Below are 21746 nucleotides of genomic sequence, written 5' to 3'. Positions count from 1 at the left end.
TCCGCAGGTGATCCGTGCACCTGCGGATTCCATCATATATTATTGATCTTTTTTCATCAGCATCAATTCAATAAATAACTCACATCGCTGGCTAAAATGACTTAAGTCGATCGAAGTCATGTCAAAAATTTGTTTCATTCGATAGTTTAATGTATTTTGATGAATAAACAACTGCTCCGCTGCTGGCTTTAACTTGCAGTTATTCAATAAGTAGACTTCAAGCGTTTTAAAATACGAAGTTTGACTTTCGCGGTCTTTTTCCTTCAAACGTAACAAATCTGGATTGAAGTCGTTTTTCTTTTTTTGATGGCTGTAAATGGAGTCTAAAAACCGGAAGACCCCTAAATTCTCATAATCATATGGAATCAGGTCTTGTCCTCCAACAATTTTCACTGCCTTGACGACCTCTATCGCTTCAAATCGACTTGTACTCATTTTCATGACATCACGATACTCTCTTCCCATTCCGATATACAAAGGGGAGGGATGTGCATGTGTTTTCGATTGCAGATGTGCGATGACATCAGCGGCAGTCGCTTTCGGTGAGTGCCGATCTGACAGGCTGCCTAATATAACCACGATATCTGCTTGAACCGAATAGACGTGATTCACTTTATCCTCTAGCTGCAAATACGTTCGAATGACATCCTTCACATCTTCTGCCGTCTCACTTTTGTTATCGGCAGCGTGCACGACCATAACGGTAAATACGGCTGGCAGTGGAATGCTTAAGTTCTCAGCCTCCCATTTCAGCTCTTCTTCTGTATAAAAATGATCATCCATGACCTTTTTGAAAAACTCTTCAATCTTGCCTTCCTTTTTCTCAAGCTGTTTCTTATTCTTATATATCACTTTTCCAACCTGAAAGGAAGCTTCGTGTAAAAATTGCAGCTCTTCCTGAGTGAGGGAATCCTCAATGTCCTGCACCCAAATAAAGCCTACTACCTCTTGTTTATGCTTGGCGCTCACAGCCACCCGCCGATTAAATCCGAGCTCGTCATGACCGCTCACATAAAAAGGCTTTGATTCCGCGAAAAGCCGCTCGATTACCCCTGTTTTCTTTAACCAATCGACCACAGACCCCGGACATTCCTTGGAGAAAATCGTTTGCTGATTGACTGGGTCAAACTGCTGAATGCTGTAAGAATTATAAGCAAGGAGCTGACACTCTGTGCTTTCTAAAATGACTGGCTTCTTTAAATATCCGCTAATAAATGCAATTAATTTATCGACATCAAAAAATGTATGAAGCTTTTCTAATATCTCTTCCATCCCGATTGCTCCCTGATTAAGTGATACATTTATCATACTTCTTTCCAGTCAGATTTGTATAGAAACAAGTCGCAGACAGGCAAAAAAAGCATGAACCCATCAGTTCAGGTTCATGCTTTTTCCATATTAAAACATTTCACTAATCGTTTTTGCCTGCATGTGCAGAGCTAGGTAATCTGGACCGCCTGCTTTTGAATCCGTTCCTGACATTTTGAAGCCGCCGAATGGGTGGTAACCAACGATGGCACCTGTGCAGTTACGGTTAAAGTAAAGGTTCCCCACATGGAACTCCTGCTTCGCACGGTTGATGTGATCACGATTATTCGTAATGACAGCACCTGTTAAACCGTATTCTGTGTTATTGGCTACCTCAAGTGCTTCATCAAAGCTTGAGACTTTCGAGAAAGCCAACACTGGTCCAAAGATTTCTTCTTGCATTAAACGGGAAGTCGGCTCAAGATCTGCAAAAATGGTCGGGTGGATAAAGTATCCTTCCGAATCATCACTCGTTCCGCCAGTGACTAAGCGGCCTTCCTGTTTGCCAACCTCGATATAATCCGTGATCTTGTCAAAGGACGCTTGATCAATGACAGGTCCCATGTAAACATCCGCAGAAAGCGGATTGGCTGTTGTTTTCGTTTCTGTGATTTCCTTCACTCGCTCAACCACTTGGTCATACAGCTTCTCATGGACGACTGCCCGCGATCCAGCTGAACATTTTTGACCTGAAAACCCGAAGGCTGATGTGAAAATGGCATTAGCCGCTAATTCAACATCTGCATCCGCATCAACAACTACTGTATCCTTACCGCCCATTTCAGCAATGACACGTTTTAAATGCTGCTGGCCCGGTTGCACTTTTGCCGCGCGTTCAAAGATACGAGTCCCTACTTCTCTTGATCCAGTGAATGTAATCAGACTTGTTTTCGGATGATCTACTAAGTAATCCCCAACCTCTGCTCCGCTTCCTGGTACAAAGTTGACAACACCCTTTGGAAGACCGGCTTGCTCAAGCTCTTCCACAAAACGGGCTGCAATGACAGGCGTCGCACTTGCTGGTTTTAAAACAACTGTATTTCCAGTGACGATTGGCGCTACTGTTGTTCCTGCCATGATGGCAAATAAGAAGTTCCACGGCGGAATGACGAGCGTCACGCCAGTTGGTGTGTACACATATTGATTGCGTTCCCCTTCGCGGCTGTTCACTGGTTTGCCTTTCGCCAGCTCCAGCATTTGACGAGCGTAATACTCTAGGAAGTCAATCGCTTCTGCTGTATCTGCATCCGCTTCATTCCAAGGCTTACCTGCTTCTTTTACAAGAAGGGCTGAATACTCATGCTTTTTACGGCGAATGCTTGCCGCAGCACGGAATAATACGCCTGCTCTTTCTTCAGGAGACGTATAGCGCCATGTTTCAAATGCTTTCGCTGCTGCTTGAACCGCTTGTTCTGCCTCTTCCTTCCCGGCCTTTGAGACGGTTCCAACCACTTCATCCTTTTTCGCTGGATTGATTGAAACGATCTTGTCTTTCGTTTCAATTCTTTCTCCATTTATCACGAGCGGATAGGTTTGACCAAGTGATTCTGTTACTTTAGCTAATGCTTGTTCAAACGCTTTGCGGTTTTCTTCCTGGCTAAAATCCGTGAATGGTTCATGCTTGTAAGGTGTTGTCATTTTTGTCACGCTCCCGTTTCAAATTATTTTTTCGTCATTCCTTTTAAAGCAAAGGCAATGTTTGCCGGCCGTTCTGCAAGACGTCTCATGTAGTAGCCATACCACTCTCGTCCATACGGAGTATAGACCCTCATTTGATAGCCTTCTTTCACAAGTGCTTGCTGCGTTTCTGATCTCATGCCGTACAGCATTTGAAATTCGAACTGACTTGTCTGTATATTGTGTTTTTTCACAATATTTTTCGTGAACTCAATCATTCGATCGTCATGTGTCGCAATGGCTGTATAGTTCCCTGAGAGCAATTGCTTTTCGATCAGCTTTTGATAATTCTGATCGACGTCTTTTTTGTTTGGATACGCCACTTCGGCGGATTCCTTATAGGCACCCTTTACAAGTCTTAAAAATGGCTGCAGCTTATTTAGGTCATCAAGATCCTTTTCTGTTCTGTACAAATACGCCTGCAAGACCGTACTGACATACTCATATTGAGATTTCATCTCTTTAAAAATGTCCAGCGTTTTTTGACAGCGCTGTTCATCCTCCATATCGATTGTCACCATGATACGGTGCTTCTCTGCCGTATCTAAAATCCTTTTCATATTGCGATACACAAGGTCATCGTCAATATCCAGGCCAAGTGATGTCATTTTGAGTGACACGTGAGAATTGAGTCCCGCCTCTGCAATCCGCTGAATGGTTTGAATACACTCAGTCGTCCGTTCATTTGCAATCTCTGCCTTTGTGACAAACTCACCAAGGTGATCAACTGTCACAGCCATTCCTTGGTCATTTAATCGTTTGATGACAGGGATGGCACTCTCAAAGTCCTTCCCTCCGATGATTTTCTTAGATGCAACAGCACTTCCCCAATTACGAGCAATATGGTTCAAGAGACTGCTCTTTGACAAAAACAAGAAGAAATTTCTTGTGACCGACTCCATAAAGGGCACCTCCCACTCTTTGTAAGCTATGTCTTTATTGTAAGGCTCATAAGCTGTCCGCTACAATATTTGAAGATGACAAAAATTCTGACTTTTTTTGTGGTTTTATCACAATAACAGATAAAAAAGAGCCTGCCGCGATCCGGCTGGCTCTTCCCTGCTTACGCCCACACCTCATCAAGGGTAGACTGCAACAGCTCATTTAATTCTTGCATCAGGTTGTCTTTCGGCTGATTGTAGCTTTTCACCAATTCATCAAATCGCGCGAGCTCTTTGTCGATAAATGGATGGACATAAGCGAGGCGGTTCTCTACATCCATTTCTTCGCCGTCCATTTTACGTTTGAGCAGCTCATGGATTTCCGCTAAAAGCGGTCCATCCTCCACAAGCTCTTGCAACAATTCATGAAAGTCCATCGGCGGAACCGTCCGGTAGCGTTCAATCCACTGACAGGCAAGCAGCGGACGAAGCACATAGAAATACTTCTTGATTCGCACCTGCTCTCCTCGCAAATGCCTGCTTTCATTCCGCTTCGCCATATTGAGGTAATGATACATCAATGCTGCGGGATAAAACGCTCGATCCTTTAATTCTCTTAGCTGCTTTGCCAAAGAGAAGGATTCAGCATAGATGATGTCAGAAGACAGCCATTCCATGATGGACGGATTCGATTTATTGAATAAGCGAAGTGCCTTTCTAAGCTCCCAGCCGCTGATATCAAGCATGTCATCAATCGGCCGTTCAATGACATCACGATGCTCTTCCATCGCCCAATACCATTCTTTTCGAGGCACATATAAAAAACGAACATCGTAGTCACTATCAGTCGAAGGGAATCCCCATGCTCTGCTGCCTGATTCGACCGCGAGGCAAATCTTGACGTCATACGTTTCTTCGATGATTTTCAGCTCTTCCTTGATTCTCTCTCTCATCAACCATCAACTCTTTCTATAGAAATCTGCATGACTTCATCACGATTTGGTAAAATACGAATAAGACATATATGAAAAAGGAGTTGGATCTCATGTCTATATCTCGCATCATGAAATGGATCACCGGGATTTTTGAAGCCTGTCTTGCCATCCCTGTCATCGGAGGACTATTTATTATTAGCAATGGCTATTCACCGCTCATGGTCATGCTTATTCTGCATATTATCACACTCGTCTTATCGAAGCGAGACCAAGGACCAATGATTGGCAGCATCATTGGGATTATCACATCCTGCCTCGCCTGGATTCCGATACTCGGATTCATCCTGCATATCATCACAGCTCTTGCCCTCATTATCACAGCGTTAGTGCCTGATGAAAAAACGAGGCAGAATACGAGTTATTAAAAAAGAGGCCCTCCTAGAGCGGCCTCTTTGTTTTTTTATTTGAGCAAGTGCTTTTGTAAGAAGGCGAGCTTCTCTGTTTGAAACGCCGGGATAAATTCGTGTCCAAAATAGCGATATATCTTCAGGTCTTTTTCTGTTTCTAAATGGTTGTATGCCGCAAACACAGTAGATGGCGGGGTTATTTTGTCAATCAGCCCGATCGCCATCAATGTTGGCTGTTTGACCCATCCAGCTAGATTGATTAAATCAAAATAGCTTAATGTCTCAAATGCCTTTTCTTCCACTTCCGGATCACTATTTCTCCGAAAGTACGAATTGATTTCTAAATAAGGCTGCTCCAATGCCACATCCACTGCACGCTCGAAGTTTGATAAGTAAGGGTAATCTGCCACGACGACCTTCGAAATGTCTGAAAGGGCTGCAGCGGCTACCGCTAATGCGCCTCCTTGGCTTCCGCCAATCACGCCGATCCGTTGTTTATCCACTTCCGGGAAGGACTGAATGACTTCGAGTGCACGAACCGCATCTAAATAAACACCTCGATAATAGTAGGTTTCCTTTGATAAAATGCCTTTTGTCATCCATCCCAAAGCGTGACCGCCTGGTGTCACTGACGTATCTTCACTGCCGCCTTGACCGCGGACGAGCATACCAAATGTCGCATAGCCATGCAGCGCCCAGTTGACAATGTCGTGAATGCCGCCATCATAGCTGGCATTATAGCCATGAAAACGAACGAGCGCTGGATGCGGACCTGATTGATCTGGTACCGCGTACCAGCCTTCAATTCGAGAATGCCCAAAGCTTTGATACGTCAGGCGGTACACCTTGACCCCTTTCACTGGATAGTCATAAGGTTCAAGCGCTGGATCTGCCTTCACTTGACGCAGTTCTTCAAGCGATGCCTTCCAAAAGTCTGAGAAATCAGGACGTGCTGTTTTCTTTGGTTTATATTTTTTTAGATCTTCTAATGATAAATCGAACAATTGCATATCCTACTATTCCCCTTTGTTTTATTAGTTATATATATCATACCACTCATTTCTTGATTGAGAAAGTCATTTAACAAAACCTTCTGACATTTCTATTGGCAAAGATGATGGAAACCTTTATGATAAAGAAACTGACCATAAAGACTAGATGTTCTCAGACAGAATCATCCTTTACAATATATTCATGAAGATGATCGATCGTTCATGAATTTTCACATGACATATAGCGAAAAAAGGAGGAATCCCTATGAAAATCACCCTTGTCCAAATGGACGTACAAATTGGAGAACCTGAAGTGAATTTTAAAAAAGCAGAAGCTTTTTTAGAAGAAGCGGTCCGCGAGCAGCCGGATCTGATCATTTTACCCGAAATGTGGAATACCGGCTACGCCCTTGAGCAAGCCGATCAGCTTGCGGATGTAAACGGTGAACGCACAATACAGCTCTTTTCCTCCTTTGCCCGTAAGCATCAGGTGTATCTCATCGCAGGCAGTGTATTAAATAAGCGGACAGAAGATGAAAACATCACCAACACGATGTATGTCTTTAACCGCCAAGGTGAGCTTGTGTTAGATTATGATAAAATTCATTTATTCCGCTTAATGGATGAGCACAATTATTTAACCGCTGGTGATCAGCTTGGTTTATTTGACTATGGTGAAGATGTAACGATTGGTGCGATGATTTGCTATGACCTCCGCTTCCCGCAGCTTTCCAGAACACTTGTGAACAAAGGAGCGAAGGTGCTCGTCAATACGGCGCAATGGCCGTCAGCAAGAGTGGACCATTGGCGCAGCCTGCTCATCGCAAGAGCGATTGAAAACCAGTCATTTATGATTGCTGTAAACAGAACAGGCACAAGCAGAGACACAGAATTCCCTGGACACTCCATGGTGATTGATCCACTCGGCCGCATACTGCTTGAAACAAGCGATGACGAAGACATTTATTATGCGGAAATTGATCTTCAGCTAGTGGATGAAGTCAGGCAGCAAATTCCGGTTATGACGGATCAGCGTCTGGACTTATATTAAAAAGCAGGGTGCTCCCCTGCTTTCAGCGTGTAGACAAACCCTCGCATTCTTTGTCAGGTCTGCGCGCCGGTACTCACGAATGTCAAATTCGCTCCGTTCCGGTGCTCGTCCTTCCTAAACTGCAAAGGTTTTCTATCATGCTGAAAAGAAGACAAAGGGCTAAAATCTAGATCATTTTAGCCCTTTGTCACCAATCTTAAAGCAGGGTGCTCCCCTGCTTTTTGCGTTTAATTAAACGTTTGTTTAAGCTTTCCCTTGATTCTGATATAGGTCCATGAAGGCTTGAGCGGCTTTCGTTAAATACCTTTCTTCCACATATGCAAACACAAGTGTGCGGGTTGGGCATGAATCAATTTGCAAATAAGTGACTTGGTTCCTATCCTCTTGTGCCACCATTTTCGGCACAACGGTCACCCCTAGTTCGTTTTTGACCATTGCCTGTGCTGTTTGAATATGACTTGTTTCAAAAGCCACTTTTGGCTGAAAACCATGATGACAGCACAGTTCAGTGACCACTTGCCGAAAACCGTATCCCTCTTTCAACAAAATAAATGGGATACCTTCAAGAAGCCGAAAGGGAACGATTTCGTGACCGGTCTCTTTTTGCCCTGCCTGCTCAATGATCTCGTTCAATGCCTCTGATAACCAGGGCTGAGCAGCTTGCGGAACTGCAAGAAGGAGCGGCTCTGTCAGCATTTGTTTCGTTTTCAATGATTCGTGCTCGACAGGCATCGATAAAATAGCCAAATCCAGCTTTCCAGCCAATAGAAGTTTTTCGAGCTCACGCGGAGACTCTTCTATCAGTTGAACGTGAACATGAGGATACGTTTGACAAAAGGTTTTTAATAAACCGGGCAAGACATATCCCCCTGTCACTGCTGGCGCTCCAATGTTCAGCTCTTTCCCGATTTCATAAGCTGCTTCTCCCATTTCACGCAGCAAATCATCTCTTTCCTTCAAAATATTCTCAGCCCTTTTAATGAATCGTCTCCCTTGAGGTGTGGGCGTTACTTGTCCATATTTTCGAATAAATAGTGGTGTGTCTAATTCCTCTTCCAGCTTCTTTATTTGCTGGCTTAGAGAAGGCTGTGCAATGTGAAGTTGACCCGCTGCTTTTGTAAAACTTTGCTGCCGGTACACTTCTATGACATATTCCATCATTCGTATATCCACTTTCATCACCTCATAGGTTTTAACTATTCATGCCATATCTTTTATGTCTTAGACAAATAACAGAAGGAATTCTACGATAAAGAGACCACAAAGGGGGAAAAGAAATGAATCCATATGCTAAAGCAGAGAACCAATTCTCACAAAATGCCGAGAACTATCGAGATTCACCTATATTTGCAGCCGGAGAAGAGCTGGAATGGATGAAAACAGCAGCAAATGCGACGGGACATGAGCATTTACTTGATATTGGCTGTGCGGCAGGACATACCGTTTTTTCCTTTTCAGACGTCATCTCTAAAGGAATCGGTATTGATGTCACACAAAAGATGATCGAGGTTGCTGAAGCACTTGCGGAAGAACGCCAACTGACCCACATTACTTTTGAGCAGGCAGCCGCAGAAGCATTGCCCTTCTCTAATGAATCATTTGATTTAGTGACGTGCCGATTTGCCGCTCACCATTTTCCAGAACTTCCGGCAGCCATGTCTGAAATCAGCCGAGTCTTAAAAAAAGGCGGCCAATTTCTGCTCGTCGATCATTATGCACCTGAAAACACTGCACAGGATTCATTCATTAATCACTTAAATAGACTGAGAGACCCTTCTCATGTCCGGGAAAGCTCGTTATCAGAATGGAAAGAGCTTTTCGCAGCCAACCAATTGACTCAAAACGAGATTCGTTACTGGGATCTGCACATTGATTATCAGGACTGGATTATACGTGGACGCACACCAGAGAACGTTCAAAAGGAGATCGTTTCCCACCTTCAAGCCGCAGATCCTGACACAAAGCAGCTGTTTCAGCTTCAATTCGATGCACAGCATCAGCCCATTTCTTTCTGTTTAAAAGCTGCATTGCTTCAAGGAATCAAGCATTAAACTGATAGAAAAAAGTCTACCCTAAACGGTAGACTTTTTTTATTTCGAATATAAATCCCAGCCAAGCTTGAGTGTGTCCACAATATAATTGGCGACTTCCTCAGCCTCTAAGTGATCTGTCTCCACTCTGGAGTTATGAAGAGAATAAATTTCCCGGCGTTCTTCAAACAGCTCTTTCATCTCATCAAGCGTCCGGTTGTGAAGAACAGGACGGTTTTCAATTAAAATATCCAGCCGCTGCTTCCAATTCTCCCAAGACAGGTCTAGGAAAAGAACGGTACAATGCTTCAAGCAGGCGCGTTTGATTTCTTCCTGTTTGAATGCACCGCCTCCAAGAGAAACGATCTTGAGCTGTGTATGTTCACATAAATCGACGATATAATCCTTTTCAGCCTGCCTGAAGAATGCTTCTCCTTTTTGCTGAAACATCTCTGGAATCGTCATGTTGTACTTTTTCTCAATCTCCTGATCGACATCAATAAAATCTCTATATAGCTTTTTGGCAACCAGCTGCCCAATGGTTGTTTTTCCAACACCCATAAAGCCAATGAGGACAATATTCCGCTGTCTTACAGGAATTTCTCTATTGATTTTCATGGTCGTGACACGTCCTCCCTACGACAAGGAATGCTACATAATGTTTCTATTATATGATAAATGGAGCGCGAAAAGATAGACCATCTTAAAAATTGTGTTTAACGACGTAGCCGAGCTGTTCAGAGAGCCTCTGTGCTTGTTCTTTCACTTTTTGCTGCAACTGGGGAATGACTTCTTCAGTAAACCGATGGGTTGGACCAGATATGGATAAACAAGCTTTCACTTCCCCATGAATATTAAAGATTGGTGCCGCTACTGCTGCAGATCCTACCTCTCGTTCATCGATACTGCAAGAAGTATACGTGTCAAGAATATGTTTACGTTCCTTTTTCCAGTCGTCTCCCATCACATGATCAGCCTCAGCCGCAAATACTTTTTGTTGAAATTCTTCACTTTGAAATGCCAATAATACCTTTCCGCCTGCACCTGCGTATAATGGCAGCTTCTCACCAATCTTGACAAGATGCCGAATCGATTGCAGCCCTTCCGCTTGTTCAATACAAACCCTGCTTGTTGAATCGAGTACATACAGGTTGACGGTTTCCTTTGTTTCATCACGAAGTGCGTACATGAGTGGTTTAGCCAGTTCTCTCAATTGAATGGACTTCCCTGCAATGTATCCGAGAAGATAAAGCCTTTGACCCAATCGGTATTTCATTGTTTCTTGATTCTTTTCCACAAAATGATTCATTTCAAGTGCCTTGAGCAGTCTCGTTGTCGTAGACATTGCTAAATTCATCTCTTTTGAAATATCCGTTAGCGTCAGCTCTTGACGTTCTTCACTAAAACAAGAAAGAATATCCAAAGCGCGCTGAACCGTACGCAGTCCTGATTCTTCTTTTGACTTCTTATCAGCCATGTTCACTTTCTCCTTTTCCTCTTTGATTTCTTATCGACATAAACGATCGATTTTGCTATAATCCATTTTAAATGTTCCACTAAAAGAAAACAAATTCTACTAGACGGAATAAAATCAATTGAAGATGTTTGATGGAGGAGATATTTGAATGTACCTGGTCGTTTTTACACTTCTGATTAGCTTATATATTGTTCATCAACTATTTCCTGCTCCCATACTCTCCTACTTTGTTGGTCTGCTGGCCGCTATCTCGCTCACCATTTCTTTTAAGAAAGCCAGTGGGCTTTATTTGAAAACAGGTGCTGTGTTTCTCATCATTGGTTTGTTCTTATTCTTCTTATCCGGCCAGCCATTGCATACGTTTGTTCTTCACTTTCATTCCATGCTAGGCTTGCTTTCTTTATTTTTCATGCTGCCTTTTATTCATTCTCTCATACATGTTGGACATTTCGATACACAATTAAATAAACTGCTCACACTACATACAACGAGTCCAAACCAGCTTTATCGCAAGAGTTCATTTGTCACTCATATTCTTGGCATGTTTTTAAATATCGCGACGATCCCCTTACTATATACATCACTCAAACCGTCGCTGGAATCCCTAAAAAAACAGGTGCAGCAACATCTTTATACACGCAACCTCTTAAGGTCATATGCATTATGTTTAAGCTGGAGTCCTGTTGAAGTGCTAGTCAGCGTCACCATTGATGCAACCAAACTAAAATATTATCAAATTGCACCCATTACTTTTGGTTTAATGATCGTGGTGCTGGCGGCAGATTGGATGCTTTTTTCTCGGCAAAGCAAACGATTACCAAACATCATTCAGTCAGCACAAACAAACTCCAATCCTCATCGAATTAAGCGAAAAACCCTTCAGCTCGCTTTCATGCTGCTGAGTTTTATGACAGCCGTCTCACTTGTCGATGCATGGATTGGAAAAGGCTATCTATTTGCTGTTGTGCTGACAATTATTCCATTTGCTCTATTATTCTCATCTGTTATCAAAAAAAGAAAACAATATATAGCGGTCTCTGTGCCTCATTGGAAAGAAAGAACCAATCAGCTCTCCAACTATATGTGTCTATTTTTAAGTGCCGGCTTCTTTGTCGATATGCTGCTTGCCACAAACAGTATGCAGCCGATTCAAGCATTTATTGTCAGTATAGCAGACCATGCCATTTGGGTTTATTGTGTCATCGGGTTGTATTTTCTGATCACCGCTCTTTGCGGTTTTCACCCGCTCGTCTCGCTTGCTTTATTAGTCAGCATGATGACACCTGTCATTCATGAACTGCCTGCTCTTCCCATTGCTATCATGCTGATCGTTGCTGGCACATCAACTGTTATGTTTAGCCCTTTTAATGTTTCTGTCTCCTTATTGGCAGATTTGATGAAGGTCAACCCTTACCGTATCACTCGGTGGAATATTTGGTTTGCTGGCTTTTATATCAGCATGGGTATCGCATGTGCAACAGTTATCACCGTTATTTTTTATTCATAAAAAAGAGAACTCGTCTTGATATGAGTTCTCTTTTGCTTTCCCACTACGGTTTTAATTGGATACGTTCAATTTTACCAACAATGAAAATGTACGACAATGCCCCGCCTAATGCGACTAAACTGACGAATAAAATTCCCCCGTTGTAAGAGCCTGTCGCCGACACGATGAATCCGATAATCAGCGGAGTGATGATTCCAGCTAAATTAGACAAAAAGTTAAATACGCCGCCAGCAAGCCCAACCATTTCCCTCGGTGCCACCTCGGACAGCATCGTCCAAGAGATATTAGACAGTCCTTGCGCAAATGAAGCGATGGATAAAATGGTCAGCACAAGCGGGATATTCGTTGTAAAGTTTGCTAAAACAATGGTACTCGTCATCAGCAAGCCAACCACTACCGGCAGCTTTCTCGCTACATTCACTGATACGCCCTTTTTAAGCAGCCAATCAGACACATAACCTCCAAACAAGACCCCAAAGAATGCGGCAATATAAGGAAGAGATGCAGCAAAACCTACCTTGAGAAACGCCATATTTTTCGCCTCTGCTAAATAGGTCGGAAACCATGTTAAAAAGAAAAAAAAGTGTAGACGCAACAGAGAATTGGCCAATATAGAGCCCGATCAATTTACGATATTTCAGAAGGGCGGCAAAGTCTGCCCATTTCAGCTTCTCCTGTGATGCGACGGTCAGCCCTTCGCCTTGCCGGATTAATTCTAACTCATCTTCATTTATCTTCGGATGCTCTTTCGGTTCGTGATAATACTTGTACCAAAAGAAAGCAAATATGATACCGAGCGCACCTGCCGTAATAAAGACGGTTCTCCAATCGAAAGTCGTCATGATCCAAAAAAGAAGAGGTGTCGCAAATGCAAGACCCACATACTCTCCAGCTGTGTATACTCCTGTTGCAAAAGCCCGTTCCCGCCTTGGAAACCATGTAGTGACAATACGATTATTTGCAGGAAATGCGGGAGATTCTGTAATCCCAATAAACAAACGGCAGCCAAATAAAAAGGCAAAGCTGTTCGCAAACGCTTGTAAGCCTGTAAAAATAGACCAAGTAACGAGTGATATCCCATACGTTACCTTTGAGCCAAATTTATCGAGAATAAAACCGCCTGGAATTTGCATCGCTGTATATGTCCAGCTAAATGCCGAAAAAATCAGACCTAATAAAGCAGGATTTAATTGCAATGAAGATTGAATAGCAGGCGCAACAATGGACACACTGGCTCGATCAATATAATTAATAGCGGTAATAAAAAACAACAGAATCAATATGCCAAAACGGGCTTTCGTTGGTTTCACATATGCGGGCTGCAATTCATTCCCCTTCAGTTCTGAATGCACTTTCATAACCATCCTCCTTTGTTTCCGCAGCGTGCGGTTCTGTTGAACGTCTTAAATAACCCCTTTTTCTTCTAACTGCTTACACTCTTCTTCTGTTAAGCCAAGCATATTTGTTAAAATCTCATAATTATGTTCGCCTAAATCAGGTGCAATGTGACGGATACTTCCAGGTGTTTTTTCAAACTTCGGAATGATCCCAGGCACCTTCACTTTTCCAAGTCGAGGGTGATGCACTTCGACGATATTCTCTCTTGCTTTAAATTGTGGATGTTCAAAAATATCCCGAATACTTAAGATCGGGCTCACAGGGACACCATGAGTATCTAGAATTTCTAATACGTCATCCCTTGTTTTCGACGCGATCCATTGCGAAACAATCGCATCCATTTCTTTGTTATGCTTCAGCCTGGATGCATTAACCGCGAATTTTTCATTCTCTAATAAATCTAATCGATTCATCGCCTCAGCCAATCGATTGAAGGTCGAATCTGTACTTGTTACAAGAACCAAATAATGCCCATCCTTTGTCTCATAGGTACCAGCAGGGCTTGAATGACCGCTTAGCCCCGGTGAACGCTCACGCACCTTCCCAAGCTTGTCATATTCTGCAACCAAAAACTCTAACATACGAAACACAGATTCATAGAGGGCCAAATCCACCATTTGCCCCGTTCCTTCTGGATGTGTATCCCTGTAATACATCGCTGTCACAGTAGCAAATGCCACATAGATGCCAGCAATATAATCAGTTAGAGAAAATGAAGGGCTGACTGGATGCCGGTCTGGAAACCCTTGAATATATGTAAAGCCGCTAAACGCCGTCGCTGGCGTTCCAAATCCGGCCTTGTCCTTAAACGGGCCCGTTTGACCATAACCCGATACACGAATCATAATTAAACGAGGGTTGATTTCTTTTAACACATCGTACCCAACGCCCCATTTTTCGAGTGTTCCAGGACGGAAATTTTCGATCAGTACATCGACCTGAGCTGCAAGCTTTTTAAAAATGTCTTTTGCTTCGTCTTTGTGCAGATCCAGTGTAAGGGATTTCTTATTCCGTGAGAGACCTGACCATCTAAGTGGTTCCCCATCTGCAAAAGGGCCGACATGCCGCAGCGTATCGCCTTTACCAGGAATCTCGACTTTGATGACTTCTGCTCCAAAATCCCCTAGAAGCACCGCGCCATAGGGTGCAGCGATCATTGTAGAGACGTCTAATATTTTTATTCCTTCAAGCGGTGTATTCATATTCATTGCTTGACTCCCTTTCATTCAAGTGATGAAGGGCTAAAATCATTTCTAATTTAGCCCTTTTCATCTTTCTGATTGACCCGTAAGGCCCTGATGATTCAAAAGCAGGGCTTACCGGTGCTGGTTTTTAATCCTTCGGAAGCTGCCCTTGCGGCGTGTAGAGCCAAATGAGCCATAAAGGTTCATCGCCTGTATTCACATGCTGGTGCGGGACACCGTCAGGAATGAACATAAAATCATTTTGTTTAAAGGGCTGCCTTTCTCCATCACAAATGACTTCGCCGGACCCTTTAATCACAAAATCAAATTCCTCTGAACCCGGGTGATTGTGCACTGAACTTGCTTCCCCTGGTTCAAAAATGGTGAGACCCGCCATCATATGCTCTGATCCAACGGTATCTGGTGTAATCGTTTGAAATACCTTTCGAATCATTTGCTCCTCTGGACGATCTAAGCCTAACCATAATGGGTTCCCATCTTGAAACGGATTCAATACTTTAATTTTCATTGTTGATTCCTCCCTAGTAATGTTTAGTTCACACTGACATGTGAGCGTTTTGTATTTGGTGAATAAATGTCATTAATATTCCAATGTCCATCTGTAGGAACAGGATCATTTTTCATCGCTACATCAATGACGCAAGGCTCCTGAGAGGTAATGGCTTCAGCCAAAGCTTCTTTGAATTCAGACGCAGAAGTTATTTTAATCCCCTTCATTCCATAACCTCTCGCAATGGCAGCAAAATCCGGAGAATAGCTTTCTCCACCTTTTCTAAAAACAGTGCCGTACGTCGTTTCATAGTGCGCCATTTGCAAGCCGGCTATTGTGCCAAACGCACTGTTATTCATCACAATCCACACAACAGGAATGTTTTCTTCAACGGCTGTTGCGAGAACGGATGGATTTTGACCGAATCCACCGTCTCCAACTAGTGACACAACGACACGGTCAGGCTGGGCAATCTTTGCTCCAAGTGCGGCAGGGGCTCCAAATCCCATGGTTGCAAAACCGCCTGGGGTTAAAATAGTGCCTGGAGTGAATACAGGAAATTGCTGTCCTACCCCATTTTTATTCCAGCCAACATCGGTTGTAATGAAAGCATCTGACGGCAATACTTCCCGCACTTCCTGCAAAATACGCTGCGGTTTCATTGGGAAAGACTCGTCTTGAATATTCGTCAAATTGCTCTTTTGAAATTCCTCACGATATGCCGCAATGTCCTTTTTCAGTTCAGGGCGATCGATACCTTCTGGCAGCCTTTCTTTCGCCACGCGATTGAGTACGGTCAGTGCCTGCTTGAGATCGGCTACCGCTCCAATTTCAACAGGGTAGTTCCGGCCAATTTCATTCGGATCAATGTCAATATGAATGAGCTTGGTTGATTGGAAATTGAACGTATACTCCGATTCCCACGAGCTCGCATCAGCTTCAGCAAAACGGGTGCCTAAAGCCAATATATAGTCCGCCTCTTTGCACTGATCATTAATAAATTTTGTCCCCCAAAATCCTGTCATTCCAAGGGTCATTGGGTGATCATCCGGCATGGCTCCTTTCCCCATCAAAGAATGAGCAACAGGGATACTTAGATGATCAGAAAATGCCTTTAATTCTTCAGCTGCATCAGCTAGTAAAATGCCTCCCCCTACATATAAGAGCGGCCTTTCTGCCTGCAGCAATCGGTCTAATATCCGATTGGCCGTTTGATCATCAATAGAAGGTTTTTCAATGGTGTGTGTATGATGGTTCATTTGTTCAAACAGGGACACATCTAGGTCTTTTGAGAACACGTCCATCGGAACAGAAATAAGCACCGGGCCAGGTCGGCCGCTTTCAGCTAACTGAAATGCTTTTGATAAAATCTCTGGAAATAATTCTGGAATATCGACTCGCCATGCTCTTTTCACAAACGGCCGGTAAATTTCGTATTGAGAGGCATCGGAATGAAGATTGATCTCTTGGTGTGGGTGCTTTCCGTAGTAATGACTTGGAACATCTCCTGCAATGACAACCATCGGAATGGAATCAAGTGCTGCATTCGCCACACCTGTTGCCGCATTGGTGAGTCCAGGACCTAGGTGACTGAGAACAACAGCCGTCTGTTTCTTTGCTCGCGCATAACCATCTGCTGCATGTGCTGCTATCTGTTCATGCCTGACATTTACAAATTGAATCGAGCTTTTTTCAAGCGCTGATAAAAAAGCAATATTCGTATGACCACAGAGACCGAAAATATGCTCGACTCCCCGATTTTCTAAGTACTGAATAACCTGTGTAGAAATATTCTTCTTCATGTTTCTCTCCTCTCACGTTGCAGCTATGAATCTGCTACTCACTTATTCTTTGAAAACACAATAGATAGAACATTGTTCAAATCCTGTATCGCGACTTGCCCGGGAGCTGAGCTTTCTTTCCCTACAGCAAAGGTCATGACAGATCCAAAAAGTCCACCAACCATTCTTGTAAAAGCCCCGTATTCCCCCATTGCCATCGAAATCACGGGAATTGACAGCTGCTTTTTCGCATGGCTGGTCGCTGAGAGCAGTGTTAATGCATCGTCATAGGAATGCGGCATCACTGCGATCTTTGCGATGTCGGCGCCGACTGATTCTGCATTGACGAGTAGCTGCACGAGACGATCTATCTCAGGGGTGCGATAGAAATCGTGATACGACACAATCAAGGTGACGCCATTTCTTTTAGCCGCCTGACTGACTTGCTGTATATGTGCCACATCCTGCATCAATTCATAATCAACGGCATCCACAAGCTGCGTGGAACAAAGCTCGGCAAGCAAAGAAACTTTCTCAGTTTCGGAGAGTGATATACTTTCGCCGCCCTCCTTTTCAGAGCGAATGGTGAATAAAAATGGGATGCCCTTTGCCTTTTCTACCATTCCCTTAAGGGTTTCTATCACTTGTTCCTTGTCATGAAGGTGATGAAAAAAATCTGCCCGCCACTCGATCACATCAGGTTTCTTCTCTGTTAACACCTCGACCTCATGAAACAATTCTTCCTTTGTTTGTCCGATGAGCGGCGTACAAATCATTGGCGGACCGCCTGTCTGCACACTTTTTACTTTTTGCTGAAATGCATTCACATCCCTACGCCCCTTTCACAAACCATTTGGGAGCACGACCATTTTGGTTTCGGTCATCTCCTCGATGGCGAAACGCGGCCCCTCTCTTCCAAGACCACTTCGCTTAATCCCACCATAAGGCCAATGATCCAGTCTAAAATTCGATGTCCCATTGATGACAACACCGCCAGTTTCAAGTTCTTTTGCTGCGTGTAATGCCACATCCAGCTGATTCGTAAAGATCCCTGCCTGCAACCCATATCGACTATCGTTTGCTTCTTTGATTGCCTCCTCCAGCTCCTCATAAGGGAGAACGCTGACAACTGGACCGAACACTTCCTCACAGACAACCTTGGCCTGTTTCGGAGGGTTTAACAAAATAGCTGGCGTGATGCTCGCTCCTTTTCTTTTTCCCCCATATAAAAGCTCAGCACCCATGCTCTCTGCCTCTTGTATCCAGGCCTCAACACGCTGCGCGGCCTGGACATCAACCATACAGCCGATATCACTCTCACTAGACAGCGGATCTCCAACGACAAGCTGCTCTACTTTTTGTTTTAATACTTCAGTAAACGACGGCATAATTTGCTGGTGGACATAAATTCTTTGAACAGAAATACAGCTTTGACCGGAATTACTAAAACCTGTTTTAGCACAAAGGGATGCGGCTTGTTCAATATCTGCATCGTGATGAACAATCGTCGCGCCATTCCCTCCAAGTTCGAGCAGTACCTTTTTTAATCCCGCAGAGGTTGTAATATGTTCGCCTCCGGCAGCCCCGCCGGTAAAAGAGATGAGATTCGTTCTTTCATCAGTGACTAACTGCTTCCCAGCCTCGACCCCGCCAATTACAAGCTGCAATCCAGCCTCAGGAAATCCTGCTTCGAGAAGGAGTTTGACAAACGCTGTGGCAACAGCTGATGTTTGCGGTGCGGGCTTCAAAATAATGACATTCCCTCCCGCAAAGGCTGGACCGACTTTGTGACAAATTAAGTTGAGCGGTGCATTAAAAGGAGTAATCGCCAGCACAACTCCGACTGGTACTTTAAATGTCATGGCCATTGCTCCCTGTCCACGCGATGATACATTGCCAGGAATGGTCTCACCTATTAATCGATTCGCTTCTTCCGCCGACTGCGCCAGCGTCTCGATTGATCGCGAAACTTCATCTCTTGTATTTTTAAGTGGTTTGCCTAGTTCCAGCGAAATCAGTTTTGCAAAATGGTCTTTTTGTTCTTCAAGTAAGGTGGCTGCTTTTGTTAGAAGCTTTGAGCGTTCGATTGCCGATATTCCCGCTATTTGTTTTTTAGCATGCTGCGCACTAGAAAGTGCCTGTTCTATGTCTTCTGATGAGGCGAGATAGGATGTACCGATTATTTCTCCTGAGTAAGGATTGATGATATCAGTTTTGACACGATCGGTATCCAGCCACTCGCCGTTTATATATGACAACGCTTTGAAACCACTCAAATTTTTTCTCCCTCCTTCAAGTGCCGCGTTCCATGCCCTGCATAACGAACCAATCTTTCTTCATTCGGACAAGGTCCCTTCACGAGGGCTCCCTTTGTCAGCTCCTCATATGCATGCGCCACGATGCCCATTCCTCTGGATAAGGAAAAAATGCCTTTTGCTGCTTCTGCCGGAATGTTTAATTCACATTGGATGGCAGCAGATACACCATCTATATTCATCGTGATTTTCTTCCCTTTCAGCTGTTCAAGCTCATGTCTAATCGCTTCGGCTAATCGTAAATATGTCCCGCTGATAACACCTTGCTGGACATATGTGTGACTCAGCTCATATAGACGTCTCACCCTCGGATCATCATCATGAAGCTGATGTCCGATTCCCGGGATTTTTTCCTTGCGAGTTAACCATGTTTGGCACACTTGCTTTGCCGCAGACTGTACATCCTTTTGATCATCGTAGATCGCTTTGGCTTCGTATAACATACGCATGGCCTTCTCTCCGGCTCCGCCATGAATGTCACCTAATAGATTCATCCCTGTTGCAACAGAGGAATTAAACGAAATGCCGCAAGTCACCGCCATTCTGGCTGCTGCAATAGATGGCGCCCTTGGTCCATGGTCCGCACCTGCGACAAGAACACTTTCAAAAAGAGCTGCTTTTGAATCATCCAATAATTCACCAACAAGCAGTAAATAGAGCATTTGTGGATACGACAATTCACCAATCAGTTCTTCAATCGGATATCCTCGAAGTTCAATTGAATTTTTTTGAATATGACTAATCTCAGTCTCCCACCAAGCGCCTCCCTCTTTGTAAATTTCCAGTGCACTTCGATTTTTCATTGTGTCCATCATTCCTTTAGCTTCTTATTTGGAGGTGAATCACCCCTTTATTCCATTCAGTGGAATCTAATTTCACTTTTCGGAATGTGGTTTCATTGTAAGCGCATTCTTTTCCTTCGTCAATCATTTTTTCTGAAAATACTGTCAATAGAAATGAAATTAAGTGAATCGAACTAATTATGCTTGCTTTTTTTGATCAAAAAAACCGATATTTAGTGAAATGGACTTAAGTATATCGTTCTACTAATTTAATGAAATTTTGGTTATTTTGTCAAACCCACTTGAAATTCGACATAAAAAAACCTCTCCATCTGGAGAGGTCTCTGATTATTGACAAAGGGCTAAAATGATCTTTATTTTAGCCCTTTGTCTTCTTTTCAGCGTAATAGAAAACCTTTGCAGCCCTAGGAAAGGACGAGTACCGGAGCGGAGCGAATTTGACATTCGTGAGTACCGGCGCGCAGACCTGACACCGAATGCGAAGGTTTGTCTACACGCTGAAACCTCTCCATCTTCTGGAGAGGTCTCTTTTTTATTTCCACCAATCATCAAACATAGAAGCGGGTACTTGGCGTTTATGCTCTGATTGAACATAGCGCTTTTCAATCGCTTCTGCTGCTTGATCTGACACTGGTTTGCCTTCTAAGTAATCATCAATTTCATTGTACGTAATGCCGAGTTCTGTTTCATCCGTTTGCTGAGGTTTGTCGTCCAGCAGATCGGCTGTTGGTTTCTTTAAATACAGGCGTTCCGGTGCTTCTAGCGCTTCGAGTAGCGCCCGGCCTTGGCGTTTTGTCAAGCCTGTGAGCGGAAGAACATCTGCACCGCCATCACCATACTTCGTGAAGAAGCCGGTTACTGCTTCAGCTGCATGATCTGTACCGATGACAAGTAATCCTTCCTCACCGCCGACAGCATATTGCGCGATCATTCTCATACGTGCTTTGACATTCCCTTTATTAAAGTCAGACAATGGGCCGCCTGTTTCTTTTTGATATTGATCACTGAATGCTGATACGGCAGGTGCAATATCATATTTCCACGACTTGTCTGGCTGAATAAATGATAGAGCAAGCTGTGCATCATCTTCATCCTGCTGCACACCATGCGGAAGGCGTACCGCAATAAAGACTGCATCCTCTTTTCCTTCTTGACGAAGCTCACTGACAGCAAGCTGTGCAAGACGTCCGGCAAGCGTTGAATCCTGCCCGCCGCTAATGCCGAGTACAAATCCTTTTGCCCCGGTTTTTTTCAAGTATTCCTTTAGAAATCCAACCCGTTTTTCGATCTCCTGCTTTGGGTCAATTGAGGGCTGCACATGCAACTCTTGGCTGATCTTTTTCTGCAAACTCATACACTTTTCCTCCTAAGCATCCTCTACATGAAGAGAACAGGTTTTACACACAATTCATTGATTTAACAACGTTTTTTGAATCTCCATTATACCATGTTTTCATCAAGAACATTTTGTTAGACGTTCCCCTATTTC

19 protein-coding genes and 1 pseudogene are annotated in these 21746 nt (G+C 43.7%); 4 read left to right on the top strand and 16 right to left on the bottom strand.

The annotated features are described in order from the left end of the window. Positions 1–39: 39 nt before the first annotated feature. From AOQ70_RS00295 to AOQ70_RS00280, 4 genes are all read right to left on the bottom strand, one after another. Positions 40–1272, bottom strand: a complete 1233-nt coding sequence (locus AOQ70_RS00295; RefSeq protein WP_059374397.1) for a PucR family transcriptional regulator — start codon at positions 1270–1272, stop codon at positions 40–42. A 126-nt stretch (positions 1273–1398) separates the two neighbouring features. Then, complete coding sequence (pruA, locus tag AOQ70_RS00290) at positions 1399–2946, bottom strand: L-glutamate gamma-semialdehyde dehydrogenase (RefSeq protein WP_047202099.1); 1548 nt, start codon at positions 2944–2946, stop codon at positions 1399–1401. Between the two features lie 23 nt (positions 2947–2969). Beyond that, entirely contained in the window at positions 2970–3887 is a 918-nt protein-coding gene (locus AOQ70_RS00285) for a proline dehydrogenase family protein (protein WP_058837292.1), read from the bottom strand. Between the two features lie 161 nt (positions 3888–4048). Further along, complete coding sequence (locus tag AOQ70_RS00280; RefSeq protein WP_059374395.1) at positions 4049–4819, bottom strand: nucleotidyltransferase domain-containing protein; 771 nt, start codon at positions 4817–4819, stop codon at positions 4049–4051. 92 nt (positions 4820–4911) lie between these two features. On the opposite strand from AOQ70_RS00280, the gene AOQ70_RS00275 reads away from it, so the two are divergent. Next, positions 4912–5226, top strand: coding sequence for a hypothetical protein (locus tag AOQ70_RS00275; protein ID WP_024424319.1), 315 nt, complete (start codon positions 4912–4914; stop codon positions 5224–5226). A gap of 35 nt (positions 5227–5261) precedes the next feature. On the opposite strand, the gene AOQ70_RS00270 is transcribed toward AOQ70_RS00275, so the two are convergent. Continuing rightward, positions 5262–6218 carry an acetylxylan esterase gene (locus AOQ70_RS00270; RefSeq protein ID WP_059374393.1) on the bottom strand — a complete coding sequence of 319 codons (957 nt, stop codon included), beginning with the start codon at positions 6216–6218 and terminating at the stop codon, positions 5262–5264. A 247-nt stretch (positions 6219–6465) separates the two neighbouring features. Between AOQ70_RS00270 and AOQ70_RS00265 the strand changes: the two genes are divergently transcribed. Continuing rightward, positions 6466–7251 carry a carbon-nitrogen family hydrolase gene (locus tag AOQ70_RS00265; protein ID WP_059374391.1) on the top strand — a complete coding sequence of 262 codons (786 nt, stop codon included), beginning with the start codon at positions 6466–6468 and terminating at the stop codon, positions 7249–7251. A 243-nt stretch (positions 7252–7494) separates the two neighbouring features. Here AOQ70_RS00265 and AOQ70_RS00260 read toward each other — a convergent pair whose 3' ends face one another. Beyond that, the gene (locus tag AOQ70_RS00260) at positions 7495–8412 is read right to left on the bottom strand and encodes a LysR family transcriptional regulator (protein ID WP_059374388.1); all 918 of its coding nucleotides are present in this window, start codon (positions 8410–8412) and stop codon (positions 7495–7497) included. A 116-nt stretch (positions 8413–8528) separates the two neighbouring features. Between AOQ70_RS00260 and AOQ70_RS00255 the strand changes: the two genes are divergently transcribed. Then, entirely contained in the window at positions 8529–9302 is a 774-nt protein-coding gene (locus AOQ70_RS00255) for a class I SAM-dependent methyltransferase (RefSeq protein ID WP_059374386.1), read from the top strand. Positions 9303–9341: 39 nt separating this feature from the next. Here the strand turns inward: AOQ70_RS00255 and AOQ70_RS00250 are convergent, their stop codons facing one another. Together AOQ70_RS00250 and AOQ70_RS00245 are read right to left on the bottom strand one after the other, a co-directional pair. Continuing rightward, positions 9342–9899: a shikimate kinase gene (locus tag AOQ70_RS00250; RefSeq protein WP_003214270.1), complete on the bottom strand. Its 558-nt coding sequence runs from the start codon at positions 9897–9899 to the stop codon at positions 9342–9344. Between the two features lie 85 nt (positions 9900–9984). Further along, positions 9985–10758, bottom strand: a complete 774-nt coding sequence (locus tag AOQ70_RS00245; RefSeq protein ID WP_039176354.1) for an IclR family transcriptional regulator — start codon at positions 10756–10758, stop codon at positions 9985–9987. Positions 10759–10906: 148 nt separating this feature from the next. Between AOQ70_RS00245 and AOQ70_RS00240 the strand changes: the two genes are divergently transcribed. After that, positions 10907–12265, top strand: a complete 1359-nt coding sequence (locus AOQ70_RS00240) for a hypothetical protein (RefSeq protein WP_059374385.1) — start codon at positions 10907–10909, stop codon at positions 12263–12265. Between the two features lie 43 nt (positions 12266–12308). Here the strand turns inward: AOQ70_RS00240 and AOQ70_RS00235 are convergent. From AOQ70_RS00235 to nadE, 8 genes and pseudogenes are all read right to left on the bottom strand, one after another. Beyond that, positions 12309–13623: pseudogene (locus AOQ70_RS00235) on the bottom strand (MFS transporter). Between the two features lie 45 nt (positions 13624–13668). Further along, on the bottom strand, positions 13669–14871 hold the full coding sequence (locus AOQ70_RS00230; RefSeq protein WP_081378194.1) for a CaiB/BaiF CoA transferase family protein: 1203 nt from the start codon (positions 14869–14871) through the stop codon (positions 13669–13671). Between the two features lie 124 nt (positions 14872–14995). Next, entirely contained in the window at positions 14996–15376 is a 381-nt protein-coding gene (locus tag AOQ70_RS00225; RefSeq protein ID WP_039176346.1) for a cupin domain-containing protein, read from the bottom strand. 23 nt (positions 15377–15399) lie between these two features. Then, entirely contained in the window at positions 15400–17160 is a 1761-nt protein-coding gene (locus AOQ70_RS00220; protein WP_059374383.1) for a thiamine pyrophosphate-binding protein, read from the bottom strand. A gap of 38 nt (positions 17161–17198) precedes the next feature. After that, positions 17199–17915, bottom strand: coding sequence for a type I 3-dehydroquinate dehydratase (gene aroD / locus AOQ70_RS00215; RefSeq protein WP_059374448.1), 717 nt, complete (start codon positions 17913–17915; stop codon positions 17199–17201). Positions 17916–17981: 66 nt separating this feature from the next. Further along, positions 17982–19415 carry an aldehyde dehydrogenase family protein gene (locus AOQ70_RS00210; protein WP_059374382.1) on the bottom strand — a complete coding sequence of 478 codons (1434 nt, stop codon included), beginning with the start codon at positions 19413–19415 and terminating at the stop codon, positions 17982–17984. Further along, positions 19412–20269, bottom strand: a complete 858-nt coding sequence (locus AOQ70_RS00205) for a citryl-CoA lyase (RefSeq protein WP_082700785.1) — start codon at positions 20267–20269, stop codon at positions 19412–19414. The genes AOQ70_RS00210 and AOQ70_RS00205 overlap by 4 nt, the downstream gene beginning before the upstream one ends. A gap of 520 nt (positions 20270–20789) precedes the next feature. Further along, entirely contained in the window at positions 20790–21611 is an 822-nt protein-coding gene (nadE, locus tag AOQ70_RS00200; protein ID WP_024424335.1) for an ammonia-dependent NAD(+) synthetase, read from the bottom strand. Positions 21612–21746: the final 135 nt, after the last annotated feature.

The sequence above is a fragment of the Bacillus sp. AM 13(2015) genome, assembly GCF_001518755.1.
Lineage (GTDB): Bacteria > Bacillota > Bacilli > Bacillales > Bacillaceae > Bacillus > Bacillus safensis.
Note: the sequence above shows the minus strand (reverse complement) of the source record. Positions and strands in the feature narration are given on the sequence as shown.